12 protein-coding genes are annotated in these 16,850 nt (G+C 71.2%); 9 read left to right on the top strand and 3 right to left on the bottom strand.

Annotation, left to right across the window (positions count from 1 at the left end):
• Position 1 precedes the first annotated feature (1 nt).
• From DEJ21_RS10995 to guaA, 3 genes are read left to right on the top strand one after another with little or no spacing between them, the layout of a single operon-like run.
• Positions 2–778, top strand: a complete 777-nt coding sequence (locus DEJ21_RS10995) for an SURF1 family cytochrome oxidase biogenesis protein (protein WP_111224617.1) — start codon at positions 2–4, stop codon at positions 776–778.
• Between the two features lie 10 nt (positions 779–788).
• Positions 789–1,235, top strand: a complete 447-nt coding sequence (locus tag DEJ21_RS10990; protein ID WP_017885467.1) for a DUF3817 domain-containing protein — start codon at positions 789–791, stop codon at positions 1,233–1,235.
• Complete coding sequence (gene guaA, locus DEJ21_RS10985; RefSeq protein WP_111023308.1) at positions 1,232–2,812, top strand: glutamine-hydrolyzing GMP synthase; 1,581 nt, start codon at positions 1,232–1,234, stop codon at positions 2,810–2,812. The genes DEJ21_RS10990 and guaA overlap by 4 nt, the downstream gene beginning before the upstream one ends.
• Before the next feature lie 433 nt (positions 2,813–3,245).
• On the opposite strand, the gene DEJ21_RS10980 is transcribed toward guaA, so the two are convergent.
• Positions 3,246–4,118: a Bax inhibitor-1/YccA family protein gene (locus DEJ21_RS10980; RefSeq protein WP_111038510.1), complete on the bottom strand. Its 873-nt coding sequence runs from the start codon at positions 4,116–4,118 to the stop codon at positions 3,246–3,248.
• A gap of 31 nt (positions 4,119–4,149) precedes the next feature.
• Complete coding sequence (locus tag DEJ21_RS10975) at positions 4,150–5,154, bottom strand: DUF817 domain-containing protein (protein WP_111224616.1); 1,005 nt, start codon at positions 5,152–5,154, stop codon at positions 4,150–4,152.
• Between the two features lie 106 nt (positions 5,155–5,260).
• On the opposite strand from DEJ21_RS10975, the gene DEJ21_RS10970 reads away from it, so the two are divergent.
• Entirely contained in the window at positions 5,261–6,283 is a 1,023-nt protein-coding gene (locus DEJ21_RS10970) for a glycerophosphodiester phosphodiesterase family protein (RefSeq protein WP_111224615.1), read from the top strand.
• Here the strand turns inward: DEJ21_RS10970 and DEJ21_RS10965 are convergent.
• Positions 6,248–6,919, bottom strand: coding sequence for a hypothetical protein (locus DEJ21_RS10965; protein ID WP_111224614.1), 672 nt, complete (start codon positions 6,917–6,919; stop codon positions 6,248–6,250). The genes DEJ21_RS10970 and DEJ21_RS10965 overlap by 36 nt on opposite strands.
• A gap of 57 nt (positions 6,920–6,976) precedes the next feature.
• Between DEJ21_RS10965 and DEJ21_RS10960 the strand changes: the two genes are divergently transcribed.
• The 5 genes from DEJ21_RS10960 to DEJ21_RS10940 all read left to right on the top strand — a co-directional run bounded on the left by DEJ21_RS10960 (position 6,977) and on the right by DEJ21_RS10940 (position 16,849).
• The gene (locus tag DEJ21_RS10960) at positions 6,977–9,427 is read left to right on the top strand and encodes an ATP-dependent helicase (RefSeq protein WP_110863185.1); all 2,451 of its coding nucleotides are present in this window, start codon (positions 6,977–6,979) and stop codon (positions 9,425–9,427) included.
• A 99-nt stretch (positions 9,428–9,526) separates the two neighbouring features.
• A complete protein-coding gene (locus DEJ21_RS10955) occupies positions 9,527–11,506 on the top strand; it encodes a LamG-like jellyroll fold domain-containing protein (protein WP_111224613.1) in 1,980 nt (659 codons plus the stop codon).
• 95 nt (positions 11,507–11,601) lie between these two features.
• Positions 11,602–13,026: a pyridoxal-dependent decarboxylase gene (locus tag DEJ21_RS10950; protein ID WP_111224612.1), complete on the top strand. Its 1,425-nt coding sequence runs from the start codon at positions 11,602–11,604 to the stop codon at positions 13,024–13,026.
• A complete protein-coding gene (locus DEJ21_RS10945; protein WP_111224611.1) occupies positions 13,023–14,456 on the top strand; it encodes a lysine N(6)-hydroxylase/L-ornithine N(5)-oxygenase family protein in 1,434 nt (477 codons plus the stop codon). Before DEJ21_RS10950 ends, DEJ21_RS10945 begins: the two co-directional genes overlap by 4 nt.
• Complete coding sequence (locus DEJ21_RS10940) at positions 14,453–16,849, top strand: GNAT family N-acetyltransferase (RefSeq protein WP_111224610.1); 2,397 nt, start codon at positions 14,453–14,455, stop codon at positions 16,847–16,849. The genes DEJ21_RS10945 and DEJ21_RS10940 overlap by 4 nt, the downstream gene beginning before the upstream one ends.
• Position 16,850: the final 1 nt, after the last annotated feature.

Raw genomic sequence — 16,850 nt, 5'->3', positions numbered from 1 at the left:
GATGTGGGCCGTTGCCCGACGACCGAGGTGGATCGCGCTGCTGTTGCTGGCGCTCGTGCTGGCGGCGGTGTTCGCCGGGCTGGGCAAGTGGCAGCTGGAGCGGTCGATCGCCAACGGCAAGCCCCTGCCGGCGACCACCGAGACCCGCCGCACGCTCGAGGCGGTCACCGCCCCCGAGCGCCCCGTCAGCGAGAGTCTCGCCGGGCAGAAGGTCACCGTCACCGGGACCTTCGTCGCCGACGACACCACCGTCCTGACCGGCCGCACCGGGGGTGGGAAGTACCAGACCGTCGGACACCTGGTGGACTCGGACGGTGGGGCGAGCCTCCCGGTCGTCATCGGGTGGTCCGACCAGCGGTCGGCCGCCGTCGCCGGAGGCGAGCGCCTGGCGGACGGCCAGACGCTCACGATCCAGGGCCGCTACTACCCGGCCGAGTCGCCCGACCAGGACGCCTACAAGAAGGGCGAGTACTCAGCCGTCGCCCCCGCCCGGTTCGTGAACACCTGGCAGGCCTTCGACGACCGCATGTACCTCGGGTACGTGGTCGCCGACGGCACCACCGCGAAGGCCGCCGACCTCGGCACCATCGCCGACCGGGCACCGTCGCGCGAGGTCCAGTTCGACTGGCTCAACCTGTTCTACGCGATCGAGTGGGTCGTCTTCGCCGGCTTCGCCGTGTTCCTCTGGTACCGGTTCGTGAAGGACGCCTGGGAGCGCGAGCAGGAAGAGGACCGCGAGGCAGCGGTCGCCACCGAAGCCGACGCGCTCCGACGGTAGGATTGCCGGCATGGCCCTGACCGTCCGAACCCGTGACATCCCCAAGATCCCGGGGGCGGTGAAGTGGTACCGCGTCTCGGCGTACATCACCGGTGTGCTGCTGCTCGCCCTGGTGGTCGAGGTCATCATCAAGTACACGCCGCTGCAACTCGAGATGCAGCTCGGCAACGGTCCGTTCTTCGTGCCCAACGGCACGGCGGGCGAGACCCCGGGCACGTTCAACCTGTCGATCGCGATCCTCATCGCCCACGGCTGGCTGTACGTGCTCTACCTCTTCACGGACTTCCGTCTGTGGAGCATCATGCGCTGGAGGCCGTCGCGCTTCCTGCTCATCGCCCTCGGGGGCATCATCCCGTTCATGTCCTTCGTGGTCGAACACCGCATGCAGCAGCGGGCCATGGACACCTACCACGAGCTGATCGCTGCCCAGCAGCGTGAGAAGGAGGCCGCTCGGTGAGCGAGACCGAACAGCGTCCCGTCCTCGTCGTCGACTTCGGGGCCCAGTACGCGCAGCTCATCGCGCGTCGGGTCCGTGAAGCGAACGTCTACAGCGAGATCGTGCCGCACTCCATCACCGCGGACGAGATCCGCGCCAAGGACCCGGCGGCCATCGTGCTGTCCGGTGGTCCGTCGTCCGTGTACGAAGAAGGCGCGCCGTCCCTCGACGGTGACATCCTCGACCTCGGTGTCCCCGTGCTCGGCATCTGCTACGGCTTCCAGGCCATGGCGACCGCCCTCGGTGGCGAGGTCGCGAACACCGGTCTGCGCGAGTACGGCGCCACGGACGTGACGCTCGCCCCCGGCACCAGCACGCTGCTCGGCGACCAGCCGGCGGACCAGGTGACGTGGATGTCGCACGGCGACTCCGTGGCCAAGGCACCGGCCGGCTTCGAGGTGCTCGCCTCGAGCGCGTCGACGCCCGTCGCGGCGTTCGCGTCCGACGAGCGCAAGCTCTACGGCGTGCAGTGGCACCCCGAGGTGAAGCACTCCGTGTACGGCCAGGCCGTGCTCGAGAACTTCCTGCACCGTGCCGCGGGCCTGCCCGGCGACTGGAACTCCAGCAACGTCATCGAGGAGCAGGTCGCCCGCATCCGCGAGCAGGTCGGTTCCGCGCGGGTCATCGCCGGGCTCTCCGGTGGTGTGGACTCCGCCGTCGCCGCAGCCCTGGTGCACAAGGCCGTCGGCGACCAGCTGACCTGCGTCTTCGTCGACCACGGGCTCCTGCGTGCCGACGAGCGGAAGCAGGTGGAAGAGGACTACGTCGCCTCCACCGGTGTCCGGCTCATCACGATCGACGCCGAGCAGCAGTTCCTCGACGCCCTCGCCGGCGTGAGCGACCCCGAGCAGAAGCGCAAGATCATCGGGCGCGAGTTCATCCGCACGTTCGAGGGCGCGGCCGAGGCACTCGTGCTCGAGGCCAAGGCTTCCGACTCCGATGCCGAGGTCAAGTTCCTCGTGCAGGGCACGCTCTACCCCGACGTCGTCGAGTCCGGCGGCGGAGCGGGTACCGCGAACATCAAGTCGCACCACAACGTCGGCGGCCTGCCCGAGGACATGACGTTCGAGCTCGTCGAGCCGCTGCGCACCCTGTTCAAGGACGAGGTCCGCGCGGTCGGCCGCGAGCTCGGGCTGCCCGAGGTCATCGTCGGTCGCCAGCCGTTCCCCGGCCCGGGCCTGGGGATCCGCATCGTCGGCGAGGTCACGAAGGAGCGGCTCGAACTGCTCCGCGCGGCCGACAAGATCGCCCGCGAGGAGCTCACAGCGGCCGGCCTCGACCAGGAGATCTGGCAGTGCCCGGTCGTGCTGCTCGCCGACGTCCGCTCCGTGGGCGTGCAGGGCGACGGCCGGACCTACGGGCACCCGATCGTGCTCCGTCCGGTCTCGTCCGAGGACGCCATGACCGCCGACTGGACGCGTCTGCCGTACGACACCCTCGCGAAGATCTCGAACCGCATCACGAACGAGGTGCCCGACGTCAACCGGGTCGTGCTCGACGTCACGTCGAAGCCGCCGGGGACGATCGAGTGGGAGTAGGGCTCCCCTGAGCCACGAGGGCCCGGCACGCGTCACGCGTGCCGGGCCTTCGTGCGTCCGGTGGCGGCGCCGGGATCGGTGCCGGAGGCGCACGAACTGCCGTGTGCCGCGACGTCCGACGGCAGTCCGCGCGACCCGGGCGCTGCGCGTGCGGCGGGTTGTGCGACCTCGGGCGGCTGGAGTCGGGGGCGTGGGTGCTGCCGGGGCCGTCGAGTGGTCACGACACCCCGCGGGCCCGGTGCCGAGGGGTCACGAACTGTCGGCTGGCCCCGGCCCGGACGACACTTCGTGACCACTCGGCGGGCGACCGGCGGGGTGTCGTGACCACTGGGACCGCCCCGGGACCGCCGTCCCGCTGCCGCTCTCGCGCCCACCGGCCCGGGAACGATGAAGGGCCCCGGCAACGCCGGGGCCCTTCGCGTGTGCGGTGGTACTAGTTGCGCGAGCTGCTCGCGATGATGGCGAGGATGCGCAGGATCTCGAGGTACAGCCAGACCAGCGTCACGATCAGACCGAACGCCGCGGTCCAGGCGTAGATGCGGGGTGCGCCACGCTCCACACCGGTCTTGATCTGGTCGAAGTCGAGGATCAGCGAGTACGCCGCCATGACGACCACGAAGATGCCGATCAGCACACCGAGCGGGATGCCGAAGAGCGTCACGCCCATCAGGCCGAACGCGCTCTGCGTCACGCCGGTCCACATCAGGACCAGGTTGACGAGGGAGAACGCCATGTACCCGACCATCGCGATCAGGAAGAAGCGCGTGGCCTTCGGGGTCGCGCGGACCTTGCCCGAGCGGAACAGGAGCAGGGTGACGAAGAACACACCGAGCGTGCCGAACACCGCCTGCGCGACGATGCCGTCGGCCTTGGGGAACGCGGTCTGGAAGTAGTTCGAGATACCGCCGACGAACAGACCCTCGAAGAACGCGTACGTCAGGATCAGACCCGGCGACGGCTTCTTCTTGAAGGTGTTGACGAGCGCCAGGACGAACCCGACGAGCGCGCCGACGATCCAGACGACCGGCGGCAGGTTCCAACCGGCCACCGCGCCGACGACGAGCACGCCGAACGCGAGCAGCGTCTTGACGATGGTGTCTTCGTACGACATGCGGTCGGTGTCCACCGGGGACGCAGTCGGACGGTCGTACATGTACTGCAGCTGCTCGGGGGTCATGCCGCCCTGGGCCTGCTGCGGGGTCTGTCCCCAGCCGGCCTGCTGCTGACCAGCACCGCGCCCGCCCCAGGTGTTTGCCCCCTGTGCGTTGAAGGCGGGGGACTGGTCGAAACCGGGCTTGAAGGCCATGGTGTCCTCTTCCTAGGAGATTCGAGTCCTCTCAGCCTAGGGGCGCTCGGTCGCGGAAGGCTGAGGATTCGCGGCGAGCGGACGCGGGCCCAGCGGGCTCCGTCGAGGGAAGCCTAGGGTCGCCTGCTGCACGCGCGCCCCGAGGACGTCGAGAGTCCGCCGTCGAGCCCGTCGAGCGCGCCCGTCCCGACGGCAGCGCCGGGTACAGCCACGTGACGAGCGCGACCGAGATCGTCATGAGCAGGAACCACGCCACGATCTTCGTCGGCGCCACCGGCTGCCACACCGCGAGCTGCGCCGGGTAGCTCCACGCCCCGGCCCAGGTCGCGACGTTCTCCGCCGCCCAGATGACCACCGCGACGAGGCCCATCGCCACGAGGACGGGCATCCGCAGCGTCGCCCGGTGGATCCGGACGCGCATGGTCGTGCGGGTGAAGAGCAGCAGCACGAGCGCGAGCAGCACGTACCGGGCGTCGGCGACGAAGTGGTGGCCGAAGAAGTTCAGGTAGATCCCGCCCGCCACGACCGCCAGCAGCCACTGCCGCGGGTACCGGTCGAACCGCAGGTCGAACAGCCGGTAGACCCGCACCATGTACGACCCGACGGCGCCGTACATGAACCCCGAGAACAGCGGCACCCCGGCGACGACGAGCAGCCCTCCGGGCTCGTAGGTCCACGAGCCCATGTGGGTCTTGAACACCTCCATCACGGTGCCGACGACGTGGAACAGCAGGACGACCCGGAGTTCCCGCACGGTCTCGAGCCCGAACACGAGCATCCCGACCTGCAGCAGCACGGCCGCGATCGTCAGGACGTCGTTCCGCATCGCCGCCGGCACGGTGAGGTGCACCACGGCCATGGTCGCGAGCAGCAGCGCCCCGAACGCGCACGCCCAGGCCTGCTTCGCGCCGAACACCAGGAACTCGGTGACGAACACCCGGACGGGCCGGTGCGGCTGGTGCCCGGCGTCGAGCAGACGGCGCGCGGCCCGGTCGATCCGGGCCTCGACGGCGGTGGAGAGCGAACGGACGGTCATGCGGTGATGCTCGGCGTCGTCGCTGGGAACGACGGGCCTCGGAGCGCCGGGTGTGTCCCGCGACACAGGCGCCCCGCTGCTCACCCGCGGCAAGTAGGGTCGCGCCATGACCCTCGTGATCGCCCACCGCGGTGCGTCCGGCTACCGTCCCGAGCACTCGCGGAGCGCGTACGAGCTCGCGATCGAACTCGGCGCCGACGCGATCGAACCGGACCTGGTGCCCACGAAGGACGGTGTGCTGGTGCTCCGGCACGAGAACGAGGTCTCGGGCACCACGGACGTCGCCGACCACCCCGAGTTCCGGCACCTGCGCACGACGAAGACCGTCGACGGCCAGACCCTGACCGGCTGGTTCACCGAGGACTTCACGTGGGCCGAGCTGCAGACGCTCCGCACCCGCGAGCGCCTGCCGGTGCTGCGTCCGGGATCCGCCGAGCACGACGGTGCGCAGCCGATCCTGCGGCTCGTCGACCTGCTCGCGATCCTCGACGCGGCGCCCCGCCCGGTCGGGCTCGTCGCCGAGGTCAAGCACGCCGCGTCCTTCGACCGTGCCGGGTTCCCGATGGGCGCACTCGTCGACGCCGCGCTCGGCGAGGCCGGGTGGCGGCAGGACGAGCGGCTCACGGTGGAGAGCTTCGAGAAGGGCGTGCTGCGGGACCTGCGCGAGCGGGGGACCGGTGGTCGGCTCGTGTACCTCCAGGAGGCCCGTGGCAGCGCCGCGGACGAGGTCGCGTCCCACGGGTCGGTCGCCCCCACCTACGCCGCCGAGCGTTCCGAGGACGCGCTGGCGTCGTTCGCGACCGAGTTCCACGGCATCAGCGTCGACCTCGGCACCCTGATGGCCGGCGTCGACAGCGTCGCACTCGACGACCCGACGCCGGTGCGCAGCGCAATCGTCGACCGCGCCCATGCCGTGGGGCTCGCGGTGTACACGTGGACCCTCCGGCCGGAGAACCGGTTCCTGCCGTCGCCGCTGCGTCGTGGTGGGGACGTCGCGGCGTTCGGCGACTGGGAGCGGTGGTTCACGTCCGTGATCCGCACCGGACTCGACGGGGTGTTCGCCGACCACCCCGACCTGGCGGTGCGTGCCCGGTCAGTCCTCGAGCGCCTCGAGCGGGATGCCGGCTGACCGGAGGACCTCGGTGGCCTCCTCGCGTGCGGACGTGGCAGCGGTCCGGAGCCCGGCCAGGTCCTCGGGCCGGAAGAACCAGGTGCTCCGGTCGCCGGGCGAGACCGTCCGTTGCGCGTCCGTCAGGTCGGCGTCGTGTTCACCCTTCCGGAGGTCGGCACGAGCACGGTCGAGCGACTGCAGGACTGCCGAGGCGCGGATGACCTCGGCCGCGGGCAGGTCCCCGGGCGCGAGACGAGCGACCCGAGGGTCGATCGGTGTCACCGGGAGGGGCTGCTCCGGTGGCCGTCGCCGTTGCCGCCGATCGACGAGGATCGCGACGGCGGACGAGACGACCAGGAACACCACGACGGTGACGACGAGCCGGGCACTCCTCGGGAACGTCGACGCAGCGAGAGCCCCGAGTGCGGCGAGGCACAGCACCGCGGTGACCAGGCCGACCGACAGCGGGACCAGGCACCCCGCCGTGTCCTGTCGAGACCGCTGAGCACGGGCACGACGGTGACTCTCGATGATCGCGGCGGGGTCGTCGCGCCCGTCCGGGGGCAGGATGCAGAGGACGTCCTGGGTGGCGGGGATCGCGGCCGACATCGCAGGGAGCACGAAGACGTCAGGTCGGTCCGGTGTGATCGCCACGGCGCAATCCTGCCGCACGAGGTCGCTGTCGGGGGTCTCGCCTAGAATGTCCCGAACATGACGATCGTGCTCGACCCCTTCGAATCGACGCCCGAGCCGGGCGCCGGTGCCCGCGCGTACGAAGACCCGTTCACCGCGGGTCTGAACCCCCAGCAGAAGGAAGCCGTCGAGTACCGCGGCGAGTCCCTGCTGATCGTTGCCGGCGCCGGTTCCGGCAAGACGAGCGTGCTCACCCGCCGCATCGCGCTGCTGCTCGCCAACCGCGAAGCCTGGCCGTCGCAGATCCTGGCGATCACGTTCACGAACAAGGCCGCCGCCGAGATGCGCGAGCGCGTCCGGGCCCTGGTCGGTGGCGAGGCCGAGGGGATGTGGATCTCCACGTTCCACTCGGCGTGCGTGCGCATCCTGCGGCGCGAAGCCGAGCGGTTCGGGTTCCCGCAGTCGTTCACGATCTACGACTCCGCCGACTCCAAGGCGCTGCTGAAGCGGATCATCAAGGAGCTCGAGGCCGACTCCCTCGGGCTGACCGTCGGCGCCGCGGCGTCGAAGATCTCGAAGCTCAAGAACGAGCTGCAGGACATCGACACCTACGCGCGCAACATCAACGTGAACGACCCGCAAGAGGTCATGTTCACCGAGGTGTTCCGGCGCTACACGAACGAACTCCGCCGGGCGAACGCGTTCGACTTCGACGACCTCATCGGCCAGACGGTGTTCCTGTTCCGCGCCTTCCCGGACGTCGCCGCCCTGTACCAGCGCCGCTTCCGGTACATCCTGGTCGACGAGTACCAGGACACGAACCACGCCCAGTACGCCCTGATCCGCGAGCTCACCCGCCCGGTGCCGGTCGAACAGGTCGACAAGCTCGAGGACTCCGGCCAGCACGTCGCCCGGATGCGCGAGACCGACGGCTCGATCGCCCCCGCGTCCCTGACGGTGGTCGGCGACTCCGACCAGTCCATCTACGCCTTCCGCGGGGCGGACATCCGCAACATCGTCGAGTTCGAGCGGGACTTCCCGAACTCCAAGACGATCCTGCTCGAGCAGAACTACCGCTCGACGCAGAACATCCTCGACGCGGCGAACGCCGTCATCGCGAACAACTTCGACCGCCAGGCGAAGAGCCTGTTCACCGACGTCGGCGCCGGCGAGAAGATCGTCGGCTTCACCGGGTACACCGGCCACGACGAGGCGCAGTTCGTCGCCGACGAGATCCAGCGCCTGCGTGAAGACGGCATGGACTACCGCGACATGGCGGTGTTCTACCGGACCAACTCGCAGACCCGTGCGTTGGAGGAGATCTTCATCCGTGCGGCGATCCCGTACCGGGTGCTCGGTGGCACCAAGTTCTACGAGCGTGCCGAGATCAAGGACGCCATGGCGTACCTGATCACGGTCGCCAACCCGGCTGACCCGATGGCCCTGCGCCGCATCCTCAACGTGCCCAAGCGCGGCATCGGCTCGGTCACCGAGACCACGCTGCAGCGCTACGCCGACGAGCACGAGACCACCATGCGCGACGCCCTGCGGCACGCGGGCGAGCTCGGGTTCGGGCCGAAGGTGCGCAACGCCATCACGGAGTTCGCGGCGCTGCTCGACGCCGTGTCCGAGAAGGCCCCGACGCAGCCGGTGGTCGACACCCTGACGCAGCTGCTCGACGGCTCCGGGCTGCTCGACAACCTGCGGAAGTCGCCCGACGCGCAGGACGCCGCCCGCGCCGACAACATCGACGAGCTCGTGGCCGTCACGCGTGAGTTCCAGAAGAACAACCCCGAGGGCACGCTGTCGGACTTCCTGACCGAGGTCTCGCTGGTCGCCGCGGCGGACGAGCTCGACGACTCCTCGGGCACGGTTTCGCTGATGACCCTGCACACCGCGAAGGGCCTGGAGTACGACGCGGTGTTCCTGACCGGCGTCGAGGAGGACCTGCTCCCGCACCGGATGTCCGCCAACGAACCCGGCGGTCCGTCGGAAGAGCGCCGGCTGTTCTACGTGGGCATCACCCGCGCCAAGAAGGTCCTGTTCCTCTCCCTCGCGATGACCCGTGCCCAGTTCGGCGATGTGAACGTGGCGATGCCCTCGCGCTTCCTGCAGGAGATCCCCGAGGGGCTCATCGAGTGGAAGCAGTCCCCGGGCATGGCGAACAGCCGCGGTGGCACGCAGCCCCGCGCCCTGAACGCCAAGCGTGACGGCGGCTTCGGCGGCGGTGGTGGCGGCGGCGGTGGCTACCGCGGTGGTGGTGGCTGGGGCGGCGGCTCGTACGACCGTGCAGCAGCGGCCTCGAAGACCCGTCCGAAGACCGAGTGGGCGAACCGGGTGTCCGGGCAGGTGCGCGACAACGGCGACATGGAACTCGTCGCCGGCGACCGCATCAAGCACGTCGACTTCGGCGAGGGCACGGTGTCCGCGGTGACGGGGCAGGGCGCCAAGCGCATCGCCGAGATCGCGTTCGACTCCGCGGGCCGCAAGAAGCTCCTCATCAAGATCGCCCCGATCGAGAAGCTGTAGGAGCCCTCACCGGTCCACACCGAACCGGCAGCCGCGGCCGGTCTGGAGTTCACGGAACGGACCCGGGGCGTTCCCCCGCGATCCGTACGGTGCGGTGCTGTGCAGAACAGCCCTGACGACCGCGACGACGCCAACGACCACGCCGGAGAGCGCAGCAAGCGCATCCCGGTCTCCCGCCGGGGCTTCCTGGTCGGGTCCGGACTCGCCGGTGCCGCCGGACTCGTGGCGTCGAACGGCTTCGGCAGCGCCCCGGCCGTCGCCGACGCGCTGACCGCGGCACCCGCTGCGGCTCCGGCAGCGCTCGGCGGATCGGCCGCGGCCGCGCAGGCAGCCGTGGTGCGCGGCCACACCGGACGGTGGCGCCCGGACACGACCTCGCCACGCTTCACCGTCGCGGTGATGCCGGACACGCAGTACATGTTCGACGGCGCCGCGGTCGACCAGGCACCGATGCGCGCCTCGCTCGAGTACGTCGTCCGCGAGCAGGCCCGGCACAACACGGTGTTCCTCGTCCACCTCGGCGACCTGACCCAGAACGGTGCGGCGTCCGAGATGCGCGCATCCGGTGCGGTCTTCGACGTGCTCGACCGAGCCGGGGCGCCCTACAGCGTGCTCGCCGGCAACCACGACGTCGACTCCTCGTCCGACGACCAGCGCGGCCGCACCCCGTACCTCGACGTGTTCGGTCCGCAGCGGTTCCGGAAGGCTCCTGGCTGGATCGGTTCGAGCCCCGACGGCTACAACACCGCCCACCGGTTCACCGCGGCCGGCCGCGAGTGGGTCGTCCTGGCACTCGACTGGCGGACGAGCGCGAGCGGGCTCGCCTGGGCCAGCTCCGTGCTCGCCGCCCGGCCGCACGCTCCGGTCATCCTCACGACGCACGCCCTCGTCGACTCGGACGCCAGCGGCGGGGCGGCGTTCGACCCCTACGGCCAGCAGCTCTGGGACTCCTTCATCTCGAAGCACGACCAGGTGTTCCTGACGCTCAACGGGCACTACTGGGGTCCGGGCCGCACCACGGCGAAGAACGCCGTGGGACACGACGTCGCCCTGCACCTGACCAACTACCAGAACCGCTACTACGGCGGCGCGGCCATGATCCGGCTGTACCACGTCGACCTCGAGCGGAACATCATCGACGTCGAGACGCTGTCGCCCTTCCTGCTCGCCGGCGGACTCGGCGACGCGAACGAGCTCGCAGCCCAGGAGACCGCGCTCAGCGGCGACGTCGACCGCTTCACCATGGCCGTGGACTTCGACGCGCGCTTCGCGGGGTTCGCGCCGGTCGCACCACGGGCCTCCCGGCCGGCGGCACGCATGCTGGTACCGGGGACGCTGGCGTACTGGCGGTTCGACGGCAACCCGGACGGGGCGGCGCTCGCGCCGACGACGCGGGTGCGCGACCAGAGCGGCAAGGGCAACGACCTGGTCGTCGCCCGGCGGACCGGTGCCGTCGCAGGGGCGCTGCGCTGGACGGCGGCGCACCACCCCGACCAGCCGGGCGCCGGCAGCCTCGCGCTGCAGGGCGGCAAGACCGGCGGCGACCACCTGCAGACCGTCGACACGGCACCGCTCAACCGGACCCACTTCCCCCGCGGCTACACGGTCGAGGCGTTCTTCGCGCTGCCGACCACGTTCGACCCGAGCACGAACGGGTTCAGCGCCCTGCTGTCGCAGTACTCGAGCGCCGGCCAGGTGGGGAAGGCGACCGGAGCCGACGGCGACCCGGACGAGCCCGCGGTGACGCTGAGCCTGTCGGGGGACCGCGAACTGCAGTGGTGCGTGTACCCGGCGAGCCAGGACGGATCACTGACGAACTGGGGACACGAGTTGCCGCTCGGCGCCTGGTGGCACGTGGCCGTGGTGAACGACGGGACGCACACCGTGCTCTACGTCGACGGGTGCCCGGTCGTGCGGAACCCGTCCACCCCGAACCGCGGTCTCAGCACGATCGGCAAGCCGTGGCTGCTCGGTGGGTACCGCTACGGCGACAAGCTCGACAACGTGTTCGTCGGTTCGATCGGCGACGTGCGCATCGTCGGCCGAGCGCTGCAGCCGAGCGAGTTCATGAACGCCTGACGACCCGACAGACGGGCGTCTGACACGCCCGGCCGTTCGGCGCGCCCCTCGTTCGGGTGGCACAATGACGGTTAGTGAGGTTAGCCTTACCTAACGTGACACCTCCCATCGAACTCCTGACCACCGCCACCGCCGAGCGCTACCGCTCCGCCGTGACGTCCACGGTGGACCGTCTGGCCGACCGCTTCGCCGCCGCCGACCGTCCGACGACCGACACCGCTCCCGAGGTCCTCCGGGCCCGGGTGCAGGACGTCGACCTCGACGCCGAACCCCTCGGGACGGACCGCGCACTCGCCGAACTCGACGAGCTGTTCGTCCGCGAGGCCGTCTGGTTCCACGACCCGGCGTACCTCGCGCACCTGAACTGCCCGGTCGCGCTGCCCGCGGTCGCCGCCGAATCGGTCCTGGCCGCCGTAAACCCGTCGGTCGACACCTGGGACCAGTCCCGCATCGGCACCGAGATCGAGCGGCACGTCGTCGCCTGGCTCGCCGGTCGGATCGGGTTCGCCGCGGGGGACGGCATCTTCACCTCGGGCGGCTCGCAGTCGAACCTGCAGGCCCTGCTGCTGGCGCGCGAGGCCCTCGGCAGCAGCGGCACCGTGTTCACGACCGCGGAGACCCACTTCAGCATCGCGAAGTCGGCGCGGCTGCTCGGGCTCGAAGCCGTGGTCGCCGTCGCCACCGACCACGCCGGCCGGATGGTGCCCGCTGCCCTCGCCGAGGCGATCGCCGCCGCCCGCGCAGCCGGGCAGACGCCGATGGCCGTCGTCGCCACCGCCGGCACCACCGACCGCGGGGTCATCGACCCGCTCGAGCCGATCGCGGACGTCTGTGATCTGGAGGGAGTGTGGCTGCACGTCGACGCCGCGTACGGCTGCGGGCTGCTCGTGTCCCCGACCCGCCGGCACCTGCTCGACGGCGTCGAACGGGCCCGGAGCGTGACCGCCGACCTGCACAAGTCGTTCTTCCAGCCGGTGTCGTCGAGCGCCCTGCTCGTGCAGCGCCCGGAGGACCTGCGCCGCACCGCCTGGTACGCCGACTACCTGAACCCGGAGGACGCCGCCGAGCCGAACCAGGTCGACAAGTCGCTGCAGACCACCCGCCGGTTCGACGCCCTGAAGCTCTGGGCCACGCTGCGGGCGACCGGTGCCGACGCGATCGGTACCGCGTTCGACGCCGTCATCGACCTCGCCGCGGCCACCCACCGGATCGTCGAGGAGCACCCCGACCTGGTGCTCGTCGCGCCGACGCAGCTCAGCACGGTGCTGTTCCGCTGGCAGCCCGCCGGCATGACCGCCGAGGCCGCCGACGCGCTGGTCGCCCCGATCCGCTCGGCCCTGCTCGCCGAGGGCCGGGTGCTCATCGCCAAGACGGTCATCGACGGCCGGCCGTGCAACAAGCTCACGCTGCTCAACCCCGAGACCACCCCGGAGCAGATGCGCGCGTCACTGGAGCACGTCGTCGCGACGGCCGCCCGGGTGCGCGCAGCCACCACCGAGACCGAGGGAGCGAACCGATGACCGCCGACCGCACCGCCGCCGACCCCACCACTGCCGACCGCGCCGCTGCCGACCCCGCCGTGCACGACGTCGTCGGCATCGGCATCGGCCCGTTCAACCTCGGCCTCGCCTGCCTGACCGACCCGATCGCCGACGTCGACGCGGTGTTCCTCGACGCCGCCGACGGCTTCGCCTGGCACCACGGCATGATGCTCGACGACGCCACGATCCAGGTGCCGTTCCTCGCCGACCTGGTGACGATGGCCGACCCGACCTCGCCGTTCTCGTTCCTCGCCTGGCTCAAGGAGACCGGGCGCCTGTACCCGTTCTACATCCGCGAGGACTTCCACCCCCTGCGCAGCGAGTACGACGCCTACTGCCGCTGGGCCGCCGATCGGCTCGACACCCTGCGGTGGGGCCGCCGGGTGACGGCCGTCGAGCACGACCCGGTCACCGACACGTTCACGGTGCACGCCGAGACCGATCAGGGTCCCGAGACGTACCGCGCACACCACGTCGTCGTCGGCATCGGCACCGAGCCGTCCGTCCCCGCCCCGCTGCGCGGGATCGGCGGGCCGGCCGTGCACTCCGCCGAGTTCCTGCCGAACCGCGATGCCCTGCGCCACGCCGGGTCGATCGCCGTCGTCGGCAGCGGGCAGTCCGCCGCCGAGGTCTACCGCGAACTGCTCGAGGACATCCGGCAGGACGGCTACCGCCTCGACTGGATCACAAGGTCGCCCAGGTTCTTCCCGATGGAGGACACCAAGCTCACCCTCGAGATGACGAGCCCGGAGTACACGGACCACTTCCACGGGCTGCCCGAAGCCGTCCGCGACCGCCTGGGGCGGGAACAGCGCGGCCTGTACAAGGGCATCAGCGCCGACCTGGTCGACGACCTGTACGACCAGCTCTACCGGATCAGCGCGCGCGGCCCGGTCCCGACGACGCTCCGGACCGAGACGAGCGTCGTCGACGCCGCCTGGCTCGCCGACCGCGGCACGTACCGCCTGACGCTCCGGCACGAGCAGCTCGACCAGACGTACGAGCACGAGGTCGAGCAGCTGGTGCTGGCCACCGGGTACACCCCGCGGGTCCCGCGGTTCCTCGACCCGGTCGAGCACCTCGTCGCCCGCGACTCCCGCGGTCGCCTGGCGGTCGCGCGCGACCACCACGTCGACACCCTGGGCGGACGCATCTGGGTGCAGAACGCCGAGGAGCACACGCACGGCCTGACCGCGCCCGACCTCGGCATGGGTGCGTGGCGGAACGCGTCGATCATCCGGTCCGTCACGGGTCGCCCCGTGTACGGCCTGGAGGCTCGGATCGCCTTCCAGGAGTTCGGCCTGCCCGCCTCGGGGCAGTCAACAGCAGCGCCGTCCACGGCGCACCCGGGCGTCGCGGAGCGCGCGCCGGCCCGCCCCGCGACCGAGCGCACGGAGGTCTCCGCATGAGCACGACCGTGACCACCACCGCGCCGGACGCGACCGCGCCTGGGGGAGCCGAGCCGGGCCTCCTGACCGTCGAACCCGTGGACCCGGAACGCGACGCCGCCGTCGTGCAGTCCTGGCTCGCCCACCCGGCGTCGTCGTGGTGGGAGATGGGCGACCTCGACGTGGACGCCGTGCGTGCCTACCTGGCCGGCGTGCAGGCGGACCCCGCGCAGGCAGCGTGGCTCGGCCGCCGGAACGGTGAACCGTGCTTCCTGGCGGAGACCTACGACCCCTCCGCCGTCCTGCTCACCGACGTGTGGGCGGCCGAACCCGGCGACGTCGGCATGCACCTGCTCGTCGCGCCGGCGCCCGCTGACCGTCGTGTGCACGGCCTGACCAGCGCGGTGATGCGTGCCGTCGTCGAGCACTGTCGGGACGCCCTCGGCGCGCGTCGGGTCGTCGTCGAACCGGACGTGCGGAACACCGCCGTGCAGGCGAAGAACGCCGAGGTCGGGTTCCGCGCCCTGCGACAGGTGGACGTCGCCGGCAAGCGGGCTCTGCTGTCGGTGCTCGACACCGATCGCATCGGCGTCCCCGATGACGACGGGCCGGCCGCGCACCTGCGGCCCGAGCACCTGGAGCCCGCCGAACGGCACCTCGTCGCGAAGTCGATCGCGGAGTTCACCCACGAACGGCTGATCGCACCCGTGCCCGACGGGGATGGCTGGCGGCTCGAGGCGGGGGAGTCGACCTACCGGTTCCGGGCGCGGCAGCACGTGCTCGAGCACTGGTCGATGGACGAGGCCTCGCTGACGCGGACCCGTGCGGGGGCGCCGGCGCCGCTCAGCGCGCAGGAGCTCGTGCTCGAACTGCACGAGGTGCTCGGGATCCCCGACGAGTTGCTCGGGACGTACCTGGAGGAGATCGCGTCGACGCTGGCGAGTGCCGCGGCGAAGCACCGGCGGGGCGGGCGGTCGGCCGGGCAGCTGGCGCGGGGGCGGGGCGGGGCGTCCGTTTCGTCCGGTTCGACCGGTTCGACCGGGTCCGTCGAGGACGTCGTCGCGTCGTTCCAGGACGTCGAGGCGGCGATGACCGAGGGGCACCCGGCGTTCGTCGCCGCCAACGGTCGGATCGGGTTCGGGCTCGACGAGTACCGGGCGTTCGCGCCCGAGTCCGGCGGCCGGTTCCGGTACCGGTGGCTCGCCGCCCGACGCGAGCACACGCACCTGGCGCTCGCCGCGGACCGGACCGAGCAGGCGCACTGGGAGTCGGAGCTGTCGGCGGCGGTCGTGGCCGGGTTCCGTGCCACGCTGGAACGTCGCGGGCTCGACCCCGACGACTACGTGTGGCTGCCCGTGCACCCGTGGCAGTGGCAGCACCGGATCGCCGTGACCTTCGCACCCGACCTGGGCCGACAGGACCTGGTCGACCTGGGCGAGGGACCCGACGAGTACCAGCCGCAGCAGTCCATCCGCACCGCGTTCAACCGCACCGAGCCGGCACGCTCGTACGTGAAGACGGCGCTCGCCGTGCAGAACATGGGGTTCCTGCGGGGGATGTCGCCCGCCTACATGCGGAACACCCCGGCCGTGAACGACTGGGTCGAGTCGATCGTCTCCGCCGACCCCACGCTCGCCACCGCCGGGTTCTCGGTGCTCCGGGAGCACGCCGCCATCGGCTACACGGGCGACGCCTACCACCGGGTCGACGTGTCCTCGCCGCAGCGCAAGATGCTCGCGGCGCTGTGGCGGGAGAGCCCGCTGCCGCGGGTGGCGGACGGCGAGCGACTGCTGACGATGGCGGCGCTGCTGCACCGCGACGCCTCGGGGAACGCCGTGGTCTCGGCGCTGATCGAGGCATCCGGTCTGCCCGCCGACGTCTGGGTCCGGCGCTGGCTCGACGCCTACCTGCTGCCCGTCGTGCACTGCCTGACGGTGCACGACCTGGTGTTCATGCCGCACGGCGAGAACCTGGTGCTCGTCGTGCGCGACGGCGTCGTGGTCCGGGCCGTGATGAAGGACATCGGCGAGGAGGCCGCGGTGCTCGGTCGGCACGACGACCGCCCGGTCCCCGCCGACATCGACCGGATCGTGCACCCGGTGTCCGATGACGAGGCCGCGCTCGCGGTGTTCACCGACGTGTTCGACGGGGTGCTGCGGTTCGTCGCCGCGATCCTCGACGACGACGGGGTGCTGCCGGAGTCCCGCTTCTGGCAGGTCGTGGGGGAGTGCATCGACGCCCACGCCGCCGCGCACCCGGACCGCCGTCGTCCCCTGGACCTGCGGGTGCCGACGTTCGAGCACTCGTGCCTGAACCGGTTGCAGCTGCGGAACACCCTGTCGATGGTGGACCTGGCGGACCAGTCGGCGTCGCTCATCCGGGCGGGGGCGATGGTGAACCCGATCGGGCGGTAGG

Source organism: Curtobacterium sp. MCSS17_006, from assembly GCF_003234215.1.
Classification (GTDB): domain Bacteria; phylum Actinomycetota; class Actinomycetes; order Actinomycetales; family Microbacteriaceae; genus Curtobacterium; species Curtobacterium flaccumfaciens.
This window is presented reverse-complemented; position numbering and strand designations above follow the sequence as displayed.

Coding starts and splice junctions, on each gene's coding strand:
- DEJ21_RS10995 (WP_111224617.1), top strand. CDS start 2: ATGTGGGCCGTTGCCCGACGACCGAGGTGGATCGCGCTGCTGTTGCTG.
- DEJ21_RS10990 (WP_017885467.1), top strand. CDS start 789: ATGGCCCTGACCGTCCGAACCCGTGACATCCCCAAGATCCCGGGGGCG.
- DEJ21_RS10980 (WP_111038510.1), bottom strand. CDS start 4,118: ATGGCCTTCAAGCCCGGTTTCGACCAGTCCCCCGCCTTCAACGCACAG.
- DEJ21_RS10975 (WP_111224616.1), bottom strand. CDS start 5,154: ATGACCGTCCGTTCGCTCTCCACCGCCGTCGAGGCCCGGATCGACCGG.
- DEJ21_RS10970 (WP_111224615.1), top strand. CDS start 5,261: ATGACCCTCGTGATCGCCCACCGCGGTGCGTCCGGCTACCGTCCCGAG.
- DEJ21_RS10960 (WP_110863185.1), top strand. CDS start 6,977: ATGACGATCGTGCTCGACCCCTTCGAATCGACGCCCGAGCCGGGCGCC.
- DEJ21_RS10945 (WP_111224611.1), top strand. CDS start 13,023: ATGACCGCCGACCGCACCGCCGCCGACCCCACCACTGCCGACCGCGCC.
- DEJ21_RS10940 (WP_111224610.1), top strand. CDS start 14,453: ATGAGCACGACCGTGACCACCACCGCGCCGGACGCGACCGCGCCTGGG.